The organism is Nonomuraea sp. NPDC049625, assembly GCF_040675285.1.
Classification (GTDB): Bacteria; Actinomycetota; Actinomycetes; order Streptosporangiales; family Streptosporangiaceae; genus Nonomuraea; species Nonomuraea angiospora_A.
This window is the reverse complement of the sequence record NZ_JBFAOQ010000014.1, coordinates 111,986-131,197: the sequence shown is the minus strand read 5'-3', so window position 1 is coordinate 131,197 and position 19,212 is coordinate 111,986. Positions and strand designations below refer to the sequence as shown.

The following is a 19,212-nucleotide window of genomic DNA, read 5'->3' as shown; positions in this document are numbered from 1 at the left end:
TTCGGCCACGGCGTAGGCATTGAGCGCCGTGGCGGCCGGGGCGATGTCCAAGGCGGGCTCCGTCGCGGCGACAGTGCTCGGGCACAGACCACCTCCTGGCTAACGTGACGGCAGGTCCACCAGGGCAGGCTGGGACATCGTGCGTCGCTCTGCCGGGAAGAGCCGGTAGAGCGTGTCACGGAGCGCCTCGTCCCGTACGGACGCGACGAACTCCTCAGCCGTGCTCCCGCACAGACGACGCAGCTCAGGGGACTCGTCCAGAAGGCACTGGATGAGCGCCCGCTGATCCGTGAGCCGTCTGGCCGCACCGGTCCCGTCCACCAGGCACCCGTGCCGGCCGACGTAGACGAAGCAGTGCGGGAGCAGAGCTCCGGATTCGAGCGTCACGGGATGGCGCTCGGCGGGCAGGCGGCGGCGCCAGTAGTTCGGTTCGGTGAGGTCGAGCGCGGCGAGCTCGCGTTCGTCGAGCCAGAGCACGAAGAGCCGCGAGGTCTCGCCCTGGGCCTCCACCGGCACGGCCGGCACGTAACCCCACCGGTTGACGTGCGCGGAGAAGCCCGGAGCGATGCCGTCCACCTCGGCGAGTGTCATGGGAATGACCGGCGGGATCCCATGGCCGGCGAACTTGCGGCGCATCTGACCGGGCGAGGCATTGGAGCCCACGGCGACGACCGGATGGCGCTCCGACATCGGGGAGCGGTCGAGGCGCGCCAGGAGCTCGCCCAGCGTCTCGTCTCCGGCCTGCCAGTCGTCCGCCGGGGCGGCCTCCTCTAAGCGCAGCTGCAGGTACGTGTCGTCCACCAGCACGCCGGAGGTGGCGGGGGTGTGTCCCGGGTAGGTCAGCGGCTGCGTCATGGGGTCGCTGTGGAAAAGGTCCACGGCCTCGGCCACGGTCATGAAGCATCGAGTTCGTAGACGAGCGTGTGCCGGTCTCCCGGTGCGACCGTGACCATCACCCGCACCGGCCTGCCTTCGGCGTCGTAGCCGGTACGCATGTGCTCGGCCACCGGCGTGCCCGCAGGCAGCCCCAGCCGGGCGGACTCGTCCTTGGTGGGCATCCGGACCTGGATCTCGTCCACCAGCCGCTGCTGAGGGTGACCGATGGACGCGAGCAGGCCACCGGGGGCGCTCACGCTCTTCGGCTGCATCAGCGCCGTCCCCCTGGCCAGGTCCTCCGGGAAGTAGCTGTCGGCCACCTGGAAGGGAACGTCGTCCACGTACCGCACCCTGCGCCGGACCACCACGATGTCCTTCTCGGCGTCGAGTCTGAGGCGTTCGGCCACCTCTTTCGGCGGGATCTCCAGGCCGACGCTCACCTCCTGCAGGGGGACGCGGCCCTGGTCCTGGACCTCGGTCGCCCACGCGTCCGCGTCGGCACTGTGGCCTCCCCGGTGCTCGAAGTGGGACAGGTGCCAGCGCAGGCGCGCCTGCGAGCGCACGGTACGGCCGCGGCCCCGCCCGCTGCTGAGCAGCCCCTCGTTGGTGAGCTGCTGCAACGCCTGTCGCACCGTCTGACGCGACACACCATGTCTCTCTGCCAATTCCTGCTCTGGCGGCACCGTGTCTCCTGGCGCCAGTTCGCCTCGCTCTATCGACGTGCGCAGGGTGTCCGCGACGCGTTCGTACAACGCGCGGGGGTCGGATCCGGCCGGCACTTGAGTTCTCCTTGGGGACGACTTGTACGTACTCACCGTACCAAGAGACCCTATGGTGACCGCAAAATAACAGAACGTTATGATGACGTCTCGAGCCAGGCGACGATGCTGCGCACGTACCCGTCGACGTTCACCAGCGGACGGCCGTCAAGGATCCCGACGAGATGCCCGACCCCGAACGGGGCGTCGTAGGCGCGGGCGCGCCGGTAGGTCTCGGGGTCCACGGCTAGCCTGATCGTGTCCCAGCCGTGCCAGGCCATCAGGGCCGCGTCGACGGCGGGGTCGAACAGATGGGCCTGGTCCCAGTCGAGAACGCCGACCAACCTGCCGTCCCGGCCCCAGTGCACGTTGGCGCCGCCCAGGTCGCCGTGGACCAGCGCATCCGGTACGGGTTCCAGGGCCGATGCCGCCTCCAGGCGCCTGCGGCACTCATCCCGCCACCTGTCCGGCAGGCGCGGCACCACCTGCTGCGCCAGAACCTCGGCCCAGCCCTGCTCCCTGGGGGCGTAGAGCAGTTGCCTCAGCCGCGGCGTGACGGGCACCTCCCGCACGGCGCGCAGCAACGTTCCGATCTGATCCGGGTCGCCCTGCCCCTCGGGCTGCTCCCCCCCGTCGATCCACGAAACGGCGACCGCCGCGCGCTCACCGAACCGGGTCACGGGTGTGAGCGGCTCCGGCACCGCGAAGGGCAGCCCGGCGCCGGCGATCTCCCGCAACACCTCCATGCGGCGCGGCATCGCCTCCGCCGACGACGGTCGCTTGCTCACCCGTACGGCCGCGGTTCCCGGGAGGAGCACGACGTGATGGAGATTGCCCTCGGTGACCCGGGCGGAGCCGAGGGAGTGGCCGGGGAGGAGGGCGTCGGCGATCTCCAGCAGCTCGCCGGCGGACATGGGGCTTTCGGTCATGTTTCACCAACATCCGTGTCGCGGCGAGGCCGTCCAGAGAAAGGGCCGGATGTCTCTCCAGGCACCCGGCCAACGAGAAAGGCCGCTTCCGAAAATCGGAAGCGGCCTTCTACCTGGGTCGGGGTGGCGGGATTTGAACCCACGACCTCTTCGTCCCGAACGAAGCGCGCTGCCAAGCTGCGCTACACCCCGGTGCACGCCGGTCTTGCGCGTGCTTGGAAAAGTCTAGCGGACTCCAGAGGTAGTTGTGACCGCCTCAACGGCGAGGAACAAGGGTAAGCAGTGACGCCTCCGGGAAGCAGGCGAAGCGGGCGGGGGCGTAAGGGGAGGTGCCGAGGCCGGCCGAGACGTGGAGCCAGGCGTTGTCGTGGCGGCTCAGACCCTTCACGCGGGCCCGGTCGATGCCGCAGTTGGTCACCAGGGCGCCGTAGAACGGGATGCAGAGCTGGCCGCCGTGGGTGTGGCCGGCCAGCAGGAACTGGTAGCCGTCCGCGGCGAAGCGCGTCATGTTGCGGGGCTCGGGGGAGTGCATGACGCCCAGCCGGAGGTCGGCGTCGGCGGGGGCCGGGCCGGCGACGAGGTCGTAGCGGTCGCGGTTGATGTGGGAGTCGTGGATGCCCGCCACCGCCACGTCGAGGTCGCCCACCTTGATGCGGGCCGTGGTGTTGTTCATGTCGAGCCAGCCCTCGGCCGCCATGCCGGCCCCCAGCTCCTCCCAGGGCAGGGAGGGCACGTGCTGGCGGCGGTCGTTCTTGGAGGTGCGCCAGAGGTAGCGGGCCGGGTTTTTGGGCTTGGGGGCGTACAGGTCGTTGGAGCCGTAGACGAACAGGCCCGGGCGGGACAGCAGGGGCTCCAGGGCGTGCAGGAGCGAGGGGACGGCGTCCAGGTGCGCGATCGAGTCGCCGGTGTTGACCACCAGGTCCGGCTTCAGCGAGCCCAGGGAGCGGACCCAGTTGATCAGCATCGTACGGCGCGGCGTCAGGTGCAGGTCCGACAGATGGAGAATGCGTACGGGACGCTGACCGCGCTCCAGCACCGGCACGTCGAAGCGGCGCAGGCGGAACCAGTTGCGCTCCACCACAGAGGCGTAACCCAGCCCGGCCAGGCCGAGACCGAGCATGGACAATGGCACTGCGACGGCTTTCCTCACCTACTCATGATGCCCGACATCGGGTGCGCGGCGTCCGGACAGTCCGCGCAGACGGCAAGATGGAGCGCATGAGCGCATTGAAGGACAAGCTGAAGGCCGATCTGACGGCCTCGCTTAAGAGCCGGGACGAGCTGCGTCTCCGGACGATTCGGATGGCACTGGCCGCGGTGAACGTCGAGGAGGTCTCCGGCAAGGAGGCCAGGCAGCTGACCGACGACGAGGTCATCAAGGTGCTGACCAAGGAGGCCAAGAAGCGCAAGGAGGCCGCCGAGGCGTTCGGTAACGCGGGGCGGGCCGAGCAGGCGCAGGCCGAGCTGGACGAGCAGGCGGTGCTGGAGGAGTACCTGCCGGCGCAGCTCAGCGACGAGGAGCTGGGCGTCATCGTCGACGCCGCCATCGCGGAGACGGGCGCCGCCGGGCCGCAGGCCATGGGGCAGGTCATGAAGGTGGTCAACCCGAAGATCGCCGGGCGGGCCGAGGGTGGCCGCGTGGCCGCCATCGTCCGCGCCCGACTGGCGGGGTAGAGCAGCCTCCCGGGTGTTCCATCGCCCGCCGCCGGGCGTCGCGCCGCTCGGCGCCGGGGCCCGTGGCGCCCCAGAGGGCTCAGGGCTTGGCTTGGCGGCTTGCGTGGGGTCCTGGAGGGCCATCGGACCGCTGGGCCCTCAGAAGGGCCTGTAGGCGGTCTCAGCGGGCCGTGCGGCGGGTCCCCGCCGCACGGGTAGGCGGCGGGGCCCGGAGCGAGCCTCAGGCCCGTCACACGGCGGGGACCCGAAGTGGTGGAGTCAGCGGCCGCGGCCGTTGCCCGGGCCGTCGCCGCCGCGACCGTTGCCGGGCCCGTCCCCACGGTCCCCGTTCGGCGGGTCGAAGATGTCGAACGGGTCGCCGTCCCCGGTGGGCGGCCCTTCCTCGTCCTTGTCCTTCTTCTCGGGCTTCTTCGGCGCGCAGTTCTCCGTGCACCCGCCGAACCGCGACTGGTCCACCGGCGTGAACTCCGCGGCCTCGACCCCCTTCAGGGCGGTCAGCATCGCGTCCTTCCAGATCCGCCCGGAGATGGAGGCCCCATACACGTACGAGTAGTAGCGGCCCCCGATCGTGACCCCGATCAGCTCGTTGCCCCTGGTGCCGCGCGGGTCGCCCAGGCTGACGGCCGACGACATGTTGGGGGTGTAACCGGCGAACCAGGCCGACGCGTAGTTGTCGGTCGTGCCGGTCTTGCCGGCCGCGTCGCGCCCGATGCCGCCCACCTCCGTCATCGTGCCCTTGGTGAACACGCCGGACAGGATGCCGCTGACCGCGTCGGCGACCTCCTCCTCCAGGACCTGGGAGCACTTCGGCTTGTACTGCTTCGCCTTGCCGTTCCTGTCCTTGATCTCCGTGATCGCCAGCGGCTTGCAGTACTGCCCGCGCGAGGCGAAGACGGCGTACGAGCTGGCGATCGTCACGGGGTCGACCTCGTTGACCCCCAGCGTGAACGTCTCCACCTCCGACAGCTTCTGCCCGTCGGCCCGCTTGACCCCGAGCTTCTTGGCCATCTTGACCACGCTGCAGAGCCCGACCTTCTCCTCGAGCTTGAGGAAGAACGTGTTGACCGAGCCCCAGGTGCCGGTCTGCAGCGTCTTGAAGCCGCCGCCGCCCTCGCTGGAGTTGTGCACGGTGTGGGACGGGTCGCCGACGTTGTCGCCCTTGCAGTTCTTGAACGTGCTGTAGCCGCCGGCCTGGTAGCCCGCCGGCGCCGGGAAGCCGTCGCCGTACTTCAGGCCCTCCTCCAGCGCCGCGGCCAGCGTGTAGACCTTGGCCGTCGAGCCCTGCTGGAACCCGCGACCGCCACCGTGCGCCGCGTCGGCCACGATGTTGTAGCTCATCTCGTTCTTCTTCTTGCTCCCGCCGAACTTCCGCGAGGCGGCCATGGCCTTGATCTCGCCGGTGCCGGGAACGACCATGGCCTGCGAGGCCACGGGCTTGTCCTTCTTGGAGACGTACTTCTTGATCGCCTTGTCGGCGGCGGCCTGCATCTTCGGGTCGATCGTGGTCTTGATCGTCAGACCGCCCCGCTGGAGCAGCTTCTTGCGCTCGTCCTGGTTCTTGCCGAAGTCCTCGTTGTTGAGGATCTCGTACTGGACGTAGAGGCAGAAGTACGGATATTTGCTGGCTTCGCAGCCGCCGGGCGCCTTGATGTTCTTCCAGCCCAGCTTCTTCGCCTTGGCCTCGTCGGCCTCCTGCCGCGAGACCTTGCCGATCTCGGCCATCCGGTCGAGCACGATGTTGCGCCGCTGCAGCAGCCGCGCCCGCGACTCGGGGCCGACGCTCGGGTCGGTGCGGGCGGGGTTCTGGACGGCGCCGGCCAGCGTGGCGCTCTCGACGAGGCTGAGCTCGGATGCGGGCTTGTCGAAGAAGCGCCGGGCCGCGGCCTGGATGCCGTGGGCGCCCGCGCCGAAGTAGGCGATGTTCAGATATTTCTCGAGAATCTGGTCTTTCGAGTACTTCTTCTCGATCGCCATCGCGTTACGCAACTCGGACAGCTTGCGAGAGAGCGTCGGGGCGATGGCCGCCGCCTGCTCCTCGGGAGTCTCGGCCGCGTTGACCAGCACCTGCTTGACGTACTGCTGGGTGATCGACGAGCCGCCCTGCATCACGCCGCCGCCCGACAAATTCTTCACTAGCGCTCTGGCCGTTCCCTCAACATCGATCGGCCCGTGCTGGTAGAAACGGAAGTCCTCGATCGCGATCAGCGCCGTTTGCATGATCGGGGCGACCTGGTCAAGGCGGACAGACTGCCGGTTTTCAAAGTAGAACTGCGCGAACTGCTTGCCGTTGGCGTCCTTCAGGATGGTGCGCTCGGGAAGAGGGGGTTCGTCGAGCTCTTCAGGCTTGAGGTTGAGGCTTTCCACAGCGCTCTTCGTGGAGATCCCCGCCCCTCCGACCGCAGGCAGGGCCACGGCTGCGGCCAGCACCCCGGCGACCGATCCGGCGATGATCAGACGCAGGATGGCGAGGACGGGGTTGGAGCGATCTTTGCGCTGCGCTTGCACGCTACCAAGAGTACGTGGAAAGACTGACCGAATCGGTAGCGCGACACCATTTCGCCTTGACTGATGGGGGTGACTAGTCATTCCCGGTCAAGATGGCCGCGAGAAATTGGTCCTCTGGGGTCTGTCGGCCCGAACGTGAAGTTGCGTACGTTCTCCTCTGCGGCAACTGAATACGGAGGCTCGGCGCCCGCGCCCGTCGGCCCCAAATGACGACTGACCACCTAAGGGGAGTGGGGTCGAACAATGTGGATCACGGATTGGACCTCCCGTGCCGCCTGTAAGGGTGCGGATCCGGATGCCCTGTTCGTGCAGGGCGCCGCGCAGAACAGGGCCAAGCTCATCTGCCGGGGTTGCCCGGTTCGTACTGAATGCCTCGCCGATGCGTTGGACAACCGCATCGAGTTCGGGGTGTGGGGCGGTATGACCGAGCGCGAACGGCGTGCGCTGCTTCGACGGCGGCCTGACGTGGACTCGTGGCGAGACCTGCTCGAGTCGGCCAAGGAAGAGTACGAACGAACCAACGAGCTGATCGCGGGCTGATCCAAGCCCGGCGAGCCGTAGTACGGCCGGCGCCGTCCGCCGGCCGTACTTTCATGCGCTCGCCAGCAAGTCCCCGATCTGCCGCAGACCAGTGAGATCGTGGACGTCCTCGGACATGGCGCGAACCTGCACCACGGGCACCGTGGGGTGGGCCGAGACGAAATGCTCCTGCTCGCGATGCTCGCGAGCGGTGAGCTGCATTCGCCCGGCGTGCAGCCGCAGCACGGCGGCGGTCAGCTCATGCTCGCCCCGCGCCTCCAGGTCTTCGGCGGCCGCGGCGCTACGGGCGGCCGAGAGGACCGAGGCGGGTGACATGTGCACACGGTTGACCACAAGGCCGGCCAGTGGCATGCGCTCTTCGGCGAGCCTTTCGACGAAGTAGGACGCCTCCCGCATGGCGTCCCGCTCGGGCGCGGCCACCACGAGGAAGGCCGTGCCGGGGGCCTGCAGCAGCTGGTACGTCATCTCGGCCCGCTGCCTGAAGCCGCCGAAGACGGCGTCGAGCGCGGACACGAACGTCTGCAGATCCTTGATCACCTGCGCGCCGAGCAGCTTGGTCATCGCTCCGGCCATCAACCCGAACCCGGCGTTGAGGAGCCGGAAGGCGCTGCGTCCGCCGGCCTTGGCCGGTGCCGTCAGCAGCCGGATGAACCGTCCGTCGAGGAAGCGCCCGAGCCGCTCGGGCGCGTCGAGGAAGTCGAGCGCGGACCGCGACGGCGGCGTGTCCACGATGATCAGGTCCCACTCGTCCGACCGGCGCAGCTGGCCCAGCTTCTCCATGGCCATGTACTCCTGCGTGCCGGCGAAGCTGGAGGAGAGGGACTGGTAGAAGGGGTTCGACAGGATCTGGCGGGCCCGCACGGGATCGGCGTGCGCCTCGATGATCTCGTCGAACGTGCGCTTCATGTCGAGCATCATCGCGTAGAGCTGGCCGCCGCCCTCGGGCGAGCTGACCAGGCGCGGGGTGTTGTCGAGCTCGGTCAGCCCCATCGACTGGGCCAGCCGGCGCGCGGGGTCCACGGTGAGCACGACGGCGCACCTGCCGCGTTCGGCGGCCCGCAGCCCGAGCGCCGCGGCGGTCGTGGTCTTGCCCACCCCGCCGGCTCCGCAGCAGACGATGATCCTGGTGCCGGGGTCGTCGAGTATCGCATCGATGTCGAGTGCGGCGGGCTTCTTCACGCTGCTCCTTGGGTGCGCATGCTCTCTGCCAGCTCGTACAGGCCGGCCAGGTCGACGCCGTCGGCCAGCAGCGGCAGCTCGTAGCTCTTCAGCCCGGCCTCGCCCAGCGACTCGCGCTCGGCGCGCTCCAGCTCGGTGCGGTGGGCGTGCTCGGAGATCTCCTCCGCGAGCGCCTCGGCGATCGCCGAGGCCTCCGCCCCGTCGGCCACCCCGGCGGCCTTCAGCCCGAGCACGAGCTCCCCGGGGTCGAAGCGGCCCTTGACAGCTGTGTCAAGAGCGGCCTGTGGGATCAGTGATTCGCGCACCATATTGACGAAAATTCCCCCTGCGGGGAGCCCGGCCGAACGCAATTCGGTGATGCCGTCGAGCGTCTCCTGCACGGGCATCTCCTCCAGCAGCGTCACGAAGTGCACCGCCGTCTCAGGAGATTTCACGACCCCGTTGACCAGGTCGGAGTGGTTCTTGATCGGCCCGACCTTGGCCAGGCCCGCCACCTCCTGGGTGACGTTCAGGAAGCGCGTGATGCGGCCCGTGGGCGGCGCGTCGAGCACGACCGCGTCGTAGATCCTGCGGCCGTTCTTGCCCCGCCTGCGCACGGCCTCGGTCGTCTTGCCCGTGACGAGCACGTCGCGGAAGCCGGGGGCCACGGTGGTGGCGAAGTCGACGACGCCCATCTTGGTCAGCGCCCGGCCCGCGCGGCGCATCCCGTAGAACATCTCCATGTACTCGAGCATGGCCTCCTCGGGATCGACGGCCAGCGCGTACACGTCGCCGCCGGAGGGCGCCACGGCGATCTTGCGCTCCTCGTAGGGCAGCGGCGGCAGGTCGAAGATCTGCGCGATGCCCTGCCTGCCCTCGACCTCGACGAGGAGCACCTTGCGACCGCCCGCGGCCAGCGCGAGCGCGAGAGCGGCGGCCACGGTCGTCTTGCCGGTGCCGCCCTTGCCGGTGACGACGTGCAGCCGCACACCGGCCCAATCCGTGTCCGGAGAGTCCACTATTCGAGGCTACCGAAGGGTCACTTGCCGGAGGCCGACGACCACCGTTTGAGATTGCTCACACCCAGACGGGAACTTGACGGCGACCACGGTCTTGAGCAGGCACAAGGCAGGCCGGCGGGCGGGTTTCTTATGAGAAGCTGACCTTCATGAAGAAATGGGAGTACCTCACCGCCCCGGTGTTGATCCACAACACCAAGATGATCCTGGACAACTTCGGCGCCGACGGCTGGGAGCTGGTCCAGATCGTTCAGGGTGCCTCGCCGGAGCAGCTCGTCGCCTACTTCAAGAGGGAGAAGCAGTGACCCCCGAGCAGAAGATCGCGGATCTCGGCCTGACGCTGCCCGAGGTGGCGGCGCCGGCGGGCGCCTACGTGCCGGCCGTGCGCACGGGCAACCTCGTCTACACCTCCGGCCAGGTGCCGTTCGTGGACGGCAAGCTGCTGCGGACCGGCAAGCTCGGGGCCGACCTGACCACCGAGGAGGGCGCGGAGCAGGCCCGCGTCTGCGCGCTCAACGCGCTTGCCGCCCTGAAGGCCGAGGTCGGTGACCTGCAGAAGGTCGTGCGGATCGTCAAGGTCGTGGTGTTCGTGGCCAGCGATCCGTCCTTCACCGAGCAGCCCAAGGTCGGCAACGGCGCCAGCGAGCTGCTCGCCGAGGTGCTGGGTGAGCCGGGCAGGCATGCCCGCAGCGCCGTGGGCGTGGCCGTCCTCCCGCTGGACGCGCCTGTGGAAGTGGAGCTGATCGCCGAAGTAGCGTCTTGAATTCCCTTTAGCTCCCTGAAGGAATCAGGCAACTCGGACGGGCGTAGCATGAGCCGCTCCCGTGTTCGGCAAGTGCGAGCACAGGGGTGGCTTTGGTGTGGTGGAAGCCGGTCCGGTGGTGAGAATTCCTGACATGCCCTGCCGGGTACGGCTGGTGCCGTTCCGGCTGAGGTGCACGGCCCGCCGGACGCTGTCCGTTCCCTGTGGGGGTTGGGGCGGGCACCGTGCGCCGGTCGGGCACACGGCTGGAGGCCATCGCATCGTTCCCCGAGTTGTTCGGGGCGCGTCTGGGCCGTTTCGGGGTGGGACGGTTCTTGGATCTGTCGCGTGCCGCCGGTCGGGGGTGCAGATCGGTTTGGGTGCGGCGGGCGCGCCGGGCCGCCCGAGTGGGCCGGCGCGGCCGGCGGGCGCGGGCCACGTTGCCCTCCACCGCCGTGGGGATCGTGCGGGCGCCGGTGGTGCGGTGGGTGCGGGTGGCGTGCTGGCCGAGCAGGCCACGGGAGGCGATCCGCTCAGCCGCCCCCCAATCCCGATCACAGGAAAGACCGCAGGCCGGGCAGTACGCCCATGTCCAGCCCTTCTCGGTGAGCCGGTCGGGGGCCGGGCAGTGCCGGAGCACCGACGAGCCGTTCCCGCACCGGGGGCAGTATTTGGAGGTGCCGCGGGCTGGGACGGTGACCACGGCGATGGTGTGCTTGGCCGCCAGGTGCCGGATCGCTGCAACGATCTGCCCGCGCACCTGTCCCGACAGCCTCGCGTTCGCTCGTCCTCTGCGCCCACGCGCTTGCAGGGTGGCCAGGTCTTCCAGGTAGATGACCGTAGCTTTGGCGGCTCTGGCCTGGTCGACCGCCCAGCGTGCCGCCGACCAGGCCAGCGCCCGGTTCAGATTGCGGATGCGTGCGCACACCCGCTCGTGCTCGACCTCGACGCGACGGTAGGCCGCCGCCAGCTTCTCATGGCGGGGGTCGGCGAGCGTGATCCCGGCCAGGAGCCGCTGCTGGTGCTGGTGTTTGGTGGCCAGATGCGCACGTTCGGCCCGCAGCCGGTGCAGCTTGGCGGAGATGCCGGTTGCGTCGTAGGTCAATGGCCGTCCGTCGGACAGGACCCGGCCGTCCGCCAGCCGCGCGGCGGTGCCGGTCAGCAGCGTGTTGACGCCCCAGTCGAACCCGCAGCCGACCGTATGACCGGTGGCGGGTGCGACATCGACGGGGATCTGGAACGGCAGATCGACGCGCACCCGACCCTTGACCACCCGCAGAGTGGGCGTGCACAACGTCCCTTGCGGCGGGACGGTCGGTGGAAAAGAGATCGGCAGCAGGTGCCAGGCCCAGTCCTTGGCGGAAGTGGGAGATGCGACCAGGGGAAGCCGCACCCGCAAACGGGCGCCTCGGCTGCCGGCGCGTTCCAGGGTGACCAGTTGCCGATCGGCCGCGGCGAGCACGATCTGCGCCGCGACTTTCGGCGGCTCCTCCAGATCGGTGAGATCGGCCGGCAGTGCGCCGTGCTCGCCGTGGTAGACGCGGATCTGCCTGGTCCGATTACGCACCTCCGCCGCGCTCACCCCGTCAGGCAACGCCATGCGCAGCGCGTCCCATTCGGCGCTGGTACGCTCCGGCGGATCCTGCGGCCAGGTGGTCACGATCGCCGCCACCAGGCGACGCCGGTGCAGCGCCAGCCGCAACGCCCGTGCGGCCTGCTCTTGTGCGCACCGCAGCACCCGATCGCAGACGTACACGCCGACAGCCGGAGCCACCGCCCAGCCGAGCCTCCGCACGGCCATCCAGCCCTTCGCCGGCAATGCCCGCCCGTCCAGCCCAACCCCGCAAGCCAGGGCATCCAGATCCGGCCCGTTCCATCGGGCCGCGACAAGACGCGCGGCCAACTCCCGCGCCAGGCAGGTCAGCCAGGCCACTCGTCGTACCAGCAGCGGCTGAGCAACGACCTCGCCGGTCTTCTCCACCATCGCGGTATGAGCGGTGCACGGCGCGGTCGCGGTGAGCTTACCCATGCACCGCTCCTTGGGCTGAGAGGCGGCACCGACCTGTGTATTGCGAGACCTGCACCTCACCCACCCCATCGCCACAATTTGTGACCGCAATACTACCAAGAGTTTGTACGCTGTCGAACGTATGAGCGATGCTTATTTGCCGGACACCCAACGCGTCTCTCGACGCACCGCGCCCCATGCGCCTGCGTCGCCGACTCAAAGAGGGCGGCAAAGGATTGCGGCAGAACTACAGACCTGCATGGCGAATATGAGAAACAGTTCATACCCTGAGGCACTATGACCGATGTGACCGGATTGCCGCTTCCAGCCGAGCTAGCCGCGCGGGCGCGGGACCTCCTCGAGGGGCGGGTCGAGCCGGTCCCGACCCGCGACGCCGCCACCGTGGTGATCCTGCGAGGGAGCGCCTCGCCGGAGGTCTACCTGCTGCGGCGGAAGGCCACGATGGCCTTCGCGGCGGGCGCGTACGTGTTCCCCGGCGGCTCGGTGGACGCCCGCGACACCGACCAGGCCGTGGCCTGGGCCGGCCCGTCACCGGCCGAGTGGGGCACGGTCTTCAACGCGAGCGAGCAGGTCGCGCGCGGGCTGGTGTGCGCGGCCGTACGCGAGACGTTCGAGGAGTCCGGCGTGCTGCTGGCGGGTCCCGGGCCCGATTCCGTGGTCGCCGACACGACGGGCGACGACTGGGAGTCCGACCGGCTGGCGCTGATCGACAGGAGCCTGGGCTTCGCCGACTTCCTCGCCGGGCGCGGCCTGGTGCTCCGGTCCGACCTGCTCAAACCGTGGGCCCACTGGATCACCCCGGAGATCGAGCACAGGCGCTTCGACACGCGGTTCTTCGTCGCCGTGCTCCCGGAGGGCCAGCGCACCCGTGACGTCGGCGGTGAGGCCGACCAGGTGGCCTGGAAGCGCCCCGCGGAGGCGATCGAGCTGGCGCACCGGGGGGAGATCTTCCTGATGCCGCCGACGTACCACACGCTGAGCGAGCTGGCGGCCCACGACGGCATGGCGGGGATCCTGGCCGAGCCCAGGGAGATCGTGCCGATCATGCCGAAGGCCGTGGAGATCCAGGGCGAGATGCGGCTGGTGACCCGGTGAGCGGGCTGCACATCCCGATAGGGACGCCCGACGGCTCCCGTACCGAGCACGCCGAGAACCTGCTCGCGCCCAACCCGTCCGCCATGACGCTCGACGGCACCAACACCTGGGTCATCGGCGGGGACGAGGTGGTGGTGATCGATCCGGGGCCGGAGGACGAGTCGCATCTGCGCCGCGTACGCGATCACCTCGGGGAGCGGCGCGTCACCGAGATCCTGCTCACCCACGGGCACTTCGACCACAGCGGCGGCGCCAGGCGCTTCGCCGAGATGGTGGGCGCCCCCGTCCGGGCGCTCGATCCGCGGCACCGGCTGGGCGAGGAGGGGCTGGCCGACGGCGACGTGGTGAGCGTGGCGGGCCTGGAGATCCACGTGTACGGCACGCCGGGCCACTCGTTCGACTCGCTCTGCTTCTGGCTGCCGCAGGACCGCGCGATGCTGACCGGCGACACCGTGCTCGGCCGGGGCACCACGATCATCGCCCGCGACGGCGGCCTGGCCGACTATCTCCGCAGCCTCGACCGGCTCAGGGCGGCCGCGGAGGGCCTGGAGGCGCGGGCGCTGCTGCCCGGCCACGGTCCCGTGCTGCCCGACCCGATCGCCGCGCTCGACGGCTACATCGCGCACCGGCGGCAGCGCCTCGACCAGATCAGGGCGGCGCGCGCCCAGGGCGCGCGCACGCCGCGGGAGATCGTCAAGATCGTGTACGCCGACGTCGACCGCTCGCTCTGGGCCGCCGCCGAGATGTCGGTCGTGGCCCAGCTCGACTACCTGGACCGGTTGTAGAGGCGGTCCATGTCGAGGATCACCACGGCCTTGGCCTCGATCCGCAGCCAGCCGCGCTGGGCGAAGTCGGCCAGCGCCTTGTTGACCGTCTCGCGCGAGGCGCCGACGAGCTGCGCCAGCTCTTCCTGCGTCAGGTCGTGGTGCACCCGCAGGCCGTCGTCCGTCTTGGTGCCGAACCGCTCGGCCAGGTCGAGCAGCTGCTTGGCCACGCGCCCGGGCACGTCGGTGAAGACCAGGTCGGCCAGCACGTCGTTGGTGCGGCGCAGCCGCTGGGCGAGCGCGCGCAGCAGGTGGAGCGCCACCTCGGGGCGGCCGGTCAGCCAGGGGCGCAGGTCGTCGTGGCCGAGCCCGGCCAGCCGCACGTCGGTCAGCGCCGTCGCCGAGGCCGTACGCGGTCGCGGGTCGAACAGCGACAGCTCGCCGAACATCTCGCTCGGCCCGAGCACGCTCAGCAGGTTTTCCCGTCCGTCGGGCGAGGTGCGGGACAGCTTGATCTTGCCTTCCAGCACGACGTAGAGCCGGTCGCCGGTCTCGTTCTCGTGGAAGAGCGTCTGTCCCTTGGAGAGCTGGACCTCCGTGATGCTCGTACGCAGCGCCGCGGCGCTCTCGCGGTCCAGCGCGGCGAACAGGGGGGCCTTGCCCAGCACGTCTTCGGTGTTCACTCTGCCTCCTCTGCTGCCATTGTGACTCACCCCACTCTGCGTGGCACACACAGGTTATGGGAATGCTGGAGTGTTCTGCGCTTTTGGGATGAGTCGTATTCAGGGGAAAGGTACCTGATGCCCTGGTTTCAGGGGCTATCGACCCTCCCCTGTGCCGCAGAAGAGTCTCAGAGGGCGTTGCGTGAGTTGATGTCCTTTTCGTCGTTTGCGCTGGGCAGGGAAGGCTGGTCAGGGACTTCGCGGGCGGGCTAGGGCTGCGGTTGAGCGAACAACCCGGGACGAGCCGCACGCCGTGGCCAGGCAGCCGCCGGGGTAGCGGGTAGTGCCACCCCGGCGGCGGGGTCACTTGGCGGCGAAGGCCAGCAGTGCCTCGTTGACCTCATCGGCGTGCGTCCACAGCAGGCCGTGCGGGGCGCCCTCGACCTCGACGTAGTGCGCCTCCGGGAACGCCTCGTGGAAACGACGCCCGGTGGCGTCGATCGGGAGGATGTTGTCCCTGGTGCCGTGCAGGATGAGTGACGGCTTTCCGGCCGCGCGCACCGCCGCGACGTCCTGGCGGAAGTCCTCGATCCACGCCGCCACCACCGCGTACGCGGCGACCGGGGCGGAGGTCGTGGCGGTGTTCCAGTTGGCGGCGACGACCTCCTGGCTGATCCTCGTGCCGAGATTCTCATCCAGGTTGTAGAAGTCCTTGTAGAACTGCGTGAACCAGGCGTATCGGTCGGCGCGGGCAGTGGCGACGATGCCGTCGAACACCGACTGCGGTACTCCGGCGGGGTTGTCGTCCGCCTCCACCAGGTACGGCTCCAGCGACGCCAGGAAGGCCAGCTTGGCGACGCGCTCGTGGCCGTGGTTCTTGACGTAGCGGGCGAGTTCGCCGGTGCCCATGGAGAACCCGACGAGAATGACCTCGCGCAGGTCGAGCGTCTCCAGCAGCGTGTTCAGGTCGGCTGCGAAGGTGTCGTAGTCGTACCCGCTCCCGACCTTGCTCGACTGGCCGAAGCCGCGGCGGTCGTAGGTGATCACCCGGTAGCCGGCGGCGAGCAGCTCGCGCGTCTGACGCTCCCAGCTGTGCCCGTTCAGGGGGTAGCCGTGGATGAGGACGACCGGCTGACCGGATCCCTGGTCCTCGTAGTACAGCTCGACGTCGGTGCTGTTCTCGGTGCCTACCTTGATGTGGCCCATGAGAAATCTCCCTCCATTCGCTAGAGAACGATCGTTCTCCGCGTATGTCCACTACAGTAGAGAACGCTGGTTCTCTGCGCAACTGGAGCTCTCGTGATCGATGAGGAAACAGCACGTGACCAGGTCGTCTCCACCGCCGACCGGTTGTTCTACGCCCACGGCGTCCAGGCCGTCGGCATGGACGCCGTCCGCACCGAGGCGGGTGTCTCGCTGAAGCGCATCTACGCCCTGTTTCCCTCCAAGGACGACCTCGTCCTGGCAGTGCTCCGCCACCGGACCGAGCAGTGGGACACCGGCGTGGCCCGCGCCCTCGCCGCCGCCCGCACGCCGCGCGACCGGATGCTGGCCGTCTTCGACTTTCTGGCGGAATGGTTCCGCGAGGACGACTTCCGGGGCTGCGCCTTCATCAACTTCTTCGGCGAGCTGGCCGGTGGCAGCAGCCGGGTCGCCGAGGCGGTCAGGGAGCAGAAGACCTCTTTCCAGCGCCATGTCGCCGACCTGGTCCGCGAGGCGGGTGGTCCCGGCTACCTCGCCCCGCAGCTGGCCCTGCTCGCCGAAGGCGCCCAGACCACGGCCGCCATCACCGGGGACCCCGCCACGGCTGCCCACGCCCGCGCCGCCGCCGAGACCCTCATCGGGGCCGCCTTCAGTCCTGCCAGCAGATTCTGACCAGCCTTCCCTGCCCAGCGCAAACGACGAAAAGGACATCAACTCGCGCAACGCCCTCTCAGGAGGCGAGAAGACCGTCCACGGAGGCCACCGCGGCCGCCACCGACTGGCCGAGCAGCACGCGGAGCACGTCGGCCGCGCGCGGGCGGGCCGTGGGGTCGGCCTGGCGGCACTGCCGTACCGCCAGGTGCAGCGCGGGAGGCAGGACGGCGGGGTCGCCGTCCGTGCGGCCCGTGGCCGCGAAGACCACCAGGTCGGCCCAGGCCAGCACGTCGTCGGCCGCCGAGCCCGGCGTGACGCCGGGCTGCCAGCCGATCAGCACCTGGCCGTGGGCGCCGAGCGCGACGCTCTCGTGGCTGAGCCGGAGCCCCACGTTGCCGCGGGCGTGCAGCTTGGCCACCGCGGAGGCGCAGGTCAGGGCCAGGCGATGCAGCGCCTGCCCCCGCAAAGGCCCCGATGTACGCACGAAGTCCGACAGCACCGCACCCTGACCGCTCATGGCCACCGCCCTCCCGTGTCGCCCCCTTGTACGCGAGCGGGGCCGTCCTGGGTTCAACGGTTCGCGGAAGCTTCTAGTCTTGCGACATGGCCACGAACGCGGCGGGGCGCAAGCCGGAGACCCGGCTCGCATTGGTACGGCGGGCCCGCAAGATGAACCGCATCCTCGCGGACACCTATCCAGAGGCCCACTGCGAGCTCGACTTCGGCAACCCGTTAGAACTTCTGGTCGCGACCATCCTCTCCGCCCAGTGCACGGACAAGCGGGTCAACATGGTCACCCCCGTCCTCTTCGCGAAATATCCGACAGTGGAGGACTACGCCGCCGCAGACCGGTCCGAGATGGAGGAGATCATCCGCTCGACCGGCTTCTTCCGCGCGAAGACCAACAGCATCATCGGCATGGCGCAGGCGGTGTGCGAGAAGTACGGCGGCGAGGTGCCCGGCAAGCTGAAGGACCTGGTCACCCTGCCCGGCGTGGGCCGCAAGACCGCCAACGTGGTGCTGGGCAACGCGTTCGACGTGCCGGGGCTCACCGTCGACACCCACTTCCAGCGGCTGGTGCGGCGGTTCGGCTGGACGGAGGAGACCGACCCCGTCAAGATCGAGCACGTCGTGGGGGAGCTGCTGCCCAAGCGCGAGTGGACGATCTTCTCCCATCGGGTGATCTGGCACGGCCGCCGCATCTGCCACGCACGGCGGCCCGCGTGCGGTGTGTGCCCGCTGGCCGCGCTCTGCCCGTCGTACGGCACCGGCCCCACGGCGGCGGCCGAGGCCGAGAAGCTCGTCAGGCCCGGCCCCTTCTCGTGATCGCGGGAAGTCCCCGGTGTCCCGGCGTGTTGGAGGATGCGTGACCCAAGTGCCCGACTGGCTCGACCGACTGGCGGCGCAGGCTCAGCGCTTCGACGTACCGCGGTGGTGGACGCCCCCCAACGGCAGCGGGCGGGCCGCCGCGGTGCTGATGCTGTTCGGCGAGGGGGCGCTCGGCCCCGACGTCCTGCTCATCCAGCGCAGCACGCTCGGGCGCAGGCACGCGGGCCAGCCCGCCTTCCCCGGCGGCGGCGTCGACCCCGACGACGGAGGACCCGTCGCGGCGGCGCTGCGCGAGGCCGAGGAGGAGACCGGGGTCGATCCCGCGGGCGTCCACGTGCTGTGCACGATGCCCGAGCTGTACCTCAGCCACAGCGACAACCGCGTCACGCCCGTCATCGCCTGGTGGCGCGAGCCGTCGGCCGTGCACGCGGCCTCGCCGAGCGAGGTGGAGTCCGTGGAGCGGGTGCCGATCGCCGAGCTGGTCGACCCCGCCAACCGGGTCACGCTGCGGCATCCGCGAGGGTCGGCGGGGCCCGCGTTCCGGGTGCGGGGGATGCTGGTGTGGGGGTTCACCGCGATGGTGCTCGACACCGTGCTGCGCGAGGGCGGGCTGGAGCGCCCGTGGGACTCCGCGCAGGTGGAGGACCTCCCGCAGGAAGTGATCGACCTGGCGTCCAGGGGTTAGCGGGACGAGCGCAGGGCCACGCCCAGGGAGGCCCAGCCCGCCACGTCCTTGTCGCTGTCGGCCGCCAGCGCGCGCAGCGTCTCCAGGCCGGCCCGGTCGGGGGGATCGCCGAGCACGTGCTGCAGCGCGTACGCGGCGCCGTAGCGCACCCTCGCGTCGTCGTGGCCGGCCAGCTCGATCACCGACGGCAGCGACCGCGGGTCGGCCAGGTGCCCGAACGCGATCAGCACCGAGTAGAGCACCATGGCGTCGTCCTCGCTGGCCGCCAGGTAGCGCAGCACCGGCAGCGTACGGTCCACGAACGGCCGCAGCATCCCCATGATGTCCACGCCGAGCAGCCGCTCCGCCACCGTGTCCGCGGCGCACAGCCGGCGCGCCTCGATGAAGGACTCCAGATCACCGCGCTGCCGCAGCACGGAGATCACGTGCCAGCGCAGGGGGCCGTCGGGGTCGGTGTCGCACAGAGCTGCCTCGATGAGATCGCGCACTGTTTCCTCGGCCGACGGCATACCGCTCAAGGTAGCCACGCGGTGACGCCGTCCTGGCGGAAGACGTGCACACTTGACCGTATCCCTGGTTAGCTTTGAAAC

At 69.7% G+C, this 19,212-nt stretch carries 21 protein-coding genes and 1 tRNA gene; 9 read left to right on the top strand and 13 right to left on the bottom strand.

Annotated features, from left to right (window positions below):
- Positions 1–99: 99 nt before the first annotated feature.
- The 5 genes from AB0J87_RS44810 to AB0J87_RS44790 form a co-directional block, all read right to left on the bottom strand.
- Positions 100–897 (bottom strand): hypothetical protein, encoded by a 798-nt coding sequence (locus tag AB0J87_RS44810; RefSeq protein WP_363976978.1) that lies wholly within the window; start codon positions 895–897, stop codon positions 100–102.
- Entirely contained in the window at positions 894–1,655 is a 762-nt protein-coding gene (locus tag AB0J87_RS44805; protein WP_363976975.1) for a GntR family transcriptional regulator, read from the bottom strand. Before AB0J87_RS44805 ends, AB0J87_RS44810 begins: the two co-directional genes overlap by 4 nt.
- Before the next feature lie 77 nt (positions 1,656–1,732).
- Positions 1,733–2,563, bottom strand: coding sequence for a phosphotransferase (locus AB0J87_RS44800; protein ID WP_363976972.1), 831 nt, complete (start codon positions 2,561–2,563; stop codon positions 1,733–1,735).
- Between the two features lie 118 nt (positions 2,564–2,681).
- A tRNA-Pro gene (locus AB0J87_RS44795) sits at positions 2,682–2,755 on the bottom strand.
- 64 nt (positions 2,756–2,819) lie between these two features.
- Entirely contained in the window at positions 2,820–3,683 is an 864-nt protein-coding gene (locus AB0J87_RS44790) for a metallophosphoesterase (protein ID WP_350732739.1), read from the bottom strand.
- Between the two features lie 98 nt (positions 3,684–3,781).
- Here AB0J87_RS44790 and AB0J87_RS44785 point away from each other — a divergent pair, with 98 nt between their 5' ends.
- Entirely contained in the window at positions 3,782–4,237 is a 456-nt protein-coding gene (locus AB0J87_RS44785; RefSeq protein ID WP_363976969.1) for a GatB/YqeY domain-containing protein, read from the top strand.
- Positions 4,238–4,495: 258 nt separating this feature from the next.
- Here the strand turns inward: AB0J87_RS44785 and AB0J87_RS44780 are convergent, their stop codons facing one another.
- Positions 4,496–6,742 (bottom strand): transglycosylase domain-containing protein, encoded by a 2,247-nt coding sequence (locus tag AB0J87_RS44780; protein ID WP_363976966.1) that lies wholly within the window; start codon positions 6,740–6,742, stop codon positions 4,496–4,498.
- 243 nt (positions 6,743–6,985) lie between these two features.
- On the opposite strand from AB0J87_RS44780, the gene AB0J87_RS44775 reads away from it, so the two are divergent.
- Positions 6,986–7,282, top strand: a complete 297-nt coding sequence (locus AB0J87_RS44775; protein ID WP_090771382.1) for a WhiB family transcriptional regulator — start codon at positions 6,986–6,988, stop codon at positions 7,280–7,282.
- A gap of 51 nt (positions 7,283–7,333) precedes the next feature.
- Here AB0J87_RS44775 and AB0J87_RS44770 read toward each other — a convergent pair whose 3' ends face one another.
- Positions 7,334–8,461: an ArsA family ATPase gene (locus tag AB0J87_RS44770; RefSeq protein WP_363976962.1), complete on the bottom strand. Its 1,128-nt coding sequence runs from the start codon at positions 8,459–8,461 to the stop codon at positions 7,334–7,336.
- The gene (locus tag AB0J87_RS44765; RefSeq protein WP_350732703.1) at positions 8,458–9,459 is read right to left on the bottom strand and encodes an ArsA-related P-loop ATPase; all 1,002 of its coding nucleotides are present in this window, start codon (positions 9,457–9,459) and stop codon (positions 8,458–8,460) included. Before AB0J87_RS44765 ends, AB0J87_RS44770 begins: the two co-directional genes overlap by 4 nt.
- 149 nt (positions 9,460–9,608) lie before the next feature.
- Between AB0J87_RS44765 and AB0J87_RS44760 the strand changes: the two genes are divergently transcribed.
- Both AB0J87_RS44760 and AB0J87_RS44755 read left to right on the top strand, forming a co-directional pair.
- Positions 9,609–9,764: a DUF4177 domain-containing protein gene (locus AB0J87_RS44760; protein ID WP_217708645.1), complete on the top strand. Its 156-nt coding sequence runs from the start codon at positions 9,609–9,611 to the stop codon at positions 9,762–9,764.
- A complete protein-coding gene (locus AB0J87_RS44755; protein ID WP_363976958.1) occupies positions 9,761–10,222 on the top strand; it encodes a RidA family protein in 462 nt (153 codons plus the stop codon). The genes AB0J87_RS44760 and AB0J87_RS44755 overlap by 4 nt, the downstream gene beginning before the upstream one ends.
- 7 nt (positions 10,223–10,229) lie before the next feature.
- On the opposite strand, the gene AB0J87_RS44750 is transcribed toward AB0J87_RS44755, so the two are convergent.
- Positions 10,230–12,230 (bottom strand): transposase, encoded by a 2,001-nt coding sequence (locus AB0J87_RS44750; protein ID WP_363976955.1) that lies wholly within the window; start codon positions 12,228–12,230, stop codon positions 10,230–10,232.
- 276 nt (positions 12,231–12,506) lie between these two features.
- On the opposite strand from AB0J87_RS44750, the gene AB0J87_RS44745 reads away from it, so the two are divergent.
- The gene (locus tag AB0J87_RS44745; protein WP_363976952.1) at positions 12,507–13,325 is read left to right on the top strand and encodes an NUDIX hydrolase; all 819 of its coding nucleotides are present in this window, start codon (positions 12,507–12,509) and stop codon (positions 13,323–13,325) included.
- Positions 13,322–14,110 (top strand): MBL fold metallo-hydrolase, encoded by a 789-nt coding sequence (locus tag AB0J87_RS44740; protein WP_363976949.1) that lies wholly within the window; start codon positions 13,322–13,324, stop codon positions 14,108–14,110. The genes AB0J87_RS44745 and AB0J87_RS44740 overlap by 4 nt, the downstream gene beginning before the upstream one ends.
- On the opposite strand, the gene AB0J87_RS44735 is transcribed toward AB0J87_RS44740, so the two are convergent.
- Together AB0J87_RS44735 and AB0J87_RS44730 are read right to left on the bottom strand one after the other, a co-directional pair.
- Entirely contained in the window at positions 14,092–14,727 is a 636-nt protein-coding gene (locus AB0J87_RS44735) for a Crp/Fnr family transcriptional regulator (RefSeq protein WP_225965682.1), read from the bottom strand. The two genes, AB0J87_RS44740 and AB0J87_RS44735, sit on opposite strands and share 19 nt — an antisense overlap.
- Positions 14,728–15,114: 387 nt before the next feature.
- Entirely contained in the window at positions 15,115–15,957 is an 843-nt protein-coding gene (locus tag AB0J87_RS44730; protein ID WP_355200551.1) for an alpha/beta hydrolase, read from the bottom strand.
- 93 nt (positions 15,958–16,050) lie between these two features.
- On the opposite strand from AB0J87_RS44730, the gene AB0J87_RS44725 reads away from it, so the two are divergent.
- Complete coding sequence (locus tag AB0J87_RS44725; protein ID WP_363976945.1) at positions 16,051–16,626, top strand: TetR/AcrR family transcriptional regulator; 576 nt, start codon at positions 16,051–16,053, stop codon at positions 16,624–16,626.
- A gap of 58 nt (positions 16,627–16,684) precedes the next feature.
- Here AB0J87_RS44725 and AB0J87_RS44720 read toward each other — a convergent pair whose 3' ends face one another.
- Positions 16,685–17,125 carry a hypothetical protein gene (locus AB0J87_RS44720; protein ID WP_350732713.1) on the bottom strand — a complete coding sequence of 147 codons (441 nt, stop codon included), beginning with the start codon at positions 17,123–17,125 and terminating at the stop codon, positions 16,685–16,687.
- An 86-nt stretch (positions 17,126–17,211) separates the two neighbouring features.
- Here AB0J87_RS44720 and nth point away from each other — a divergent pair, with 86 nt between their 5' ends.
- Both nth and AB0J87_RS44710 read left to right on the top strand, forming a co-directional pair.
- Positions 17,212–17,934, top strand: coding sequence for an endonuclease III (nth, locus tag AB0J87_RS44715; RefSeq protein ID WP_350732715.1), 723 nt, complete (start codon positions 17,212–17,214; stop codon positions 17,932–17,934).
- A 70-nt stretch (positions 17,935–18,004) separates the two neighbouring features.
- Positions 18,005–18,622, top strand: coding sequence for a CoA pyrophosphatase (locus AB0J87_RS44710; RefSeq protein ID WP_363977568.1), 618 nt, complete (start codon positions 18,005–18,007; stop codon positions 18,620–18,622).
- On the opposite strand, the gene AB0J87_RS44705 is transcribed toward AB0J87_RS44710, so the two are convergent.
- On the bottom strand, positions 18,619–19,131 hold the full coding sequence (locus AB0J87_RS44705; protein WP_363976941.1) for a HEAT repeat domain-containing protein: 513 nt from the start codon (positions 19,129–19,131) through the stop codon (positions 18,619–18,621). The genes AB0J87_RS44710 and AB0J87_RS44705 overlap by 4 nt on opposite strands.
- Between the last annotated feature and the right edge of the window lie 81 nt (positions 19,132–19,212).

Bases quoted from the DNA above. Each gene is read 5' to 3' on its own strand.
- AB0J87_RS44810 (WP_363976978.1), bottom strand. From the start codon at position 897: ATGACCGTGGCCGAGGCCGTGGACCTTTTCCACAGCGACCCCATGACG.
- AB0J87_RS44800 (WP_363976972.1), bottom strand. From the start codon at position 2,563: ATGACCGAAAGCCCCATGTCCGCCGGCGAGCTGCTGGAGATCGCCGAC.
- AB0J87_RS44790 (WP_350732739.1), bottom strand. From the start codon at position 3,683: ATGCTCGGTCTCGGCCTGGCCGGGCTGGGTTACGCCTCTGTGGTGGAG.
- AB0J87_RS44785 (WP_363976969.1), top strand. From the start codon at position 3,782: ATGAGCGCATTGAAGGACAAGCTGAAGGCCGATCTGACGGCCTCGCTT.
- AB0J87_RS44775 (WP_090771382.1), top strand. From the start codon at position 6,986: ATGTGGATCACGGATTGGACCTCCCGTGCCGCCTGTAAGGGTGCGGAT.
- AB0J87_RS44760 (WP_217708645.1), top strand. From the start codon at position 9,609: ATGAAGAAATGGGAGTACCTCACCGCCCCGGTGTTGATCCACAACACC.
- AB0J87_RS44750 (WP_363976955.1), bottom strand. From the start codon at position 12,230: ATGGGTAAGCTCACCGCGACCGCGCCGTGCACCGCTCATACCGCGATG.
- AB0J87_RS44745 (WP_363976952.1), top strand. From the start codon at position 12,507: ATGACCGATGTGACCGGATTGCCGCTTCCAGCCGAGCTAGCCGCGCGG.
- AB0J87_RS44730 (WP_355200551.1), bottom strand. From the start codon at position 15,957: ATGGGCCACATCAAGGTAGGCACCGAGAACAGCACCGACGTCGAGCTG.
- AB0J87_RS44720 (WP_350732713.1), bottom strand. From the start codon at position 17,125: ATGAGCGGTCAGGGTGCGGTGCTGTCGGACTTCGTGCGTACATCGGGG.
- nth (WP_350732715.1), top strand. From the start codon at position 17,212: ATGGCCACGAACGCGGCGGGGCGCAAGCCGGAGACCCGGCTCGCATTG.
- AB0J87_RS44705 (WP_363976941.1), bottom strand. From the start codon at position 19,131: ATGCCGTCGGCCGAGGAAACAGTGCGCGATCTCATCGAGGCAGCTCTG.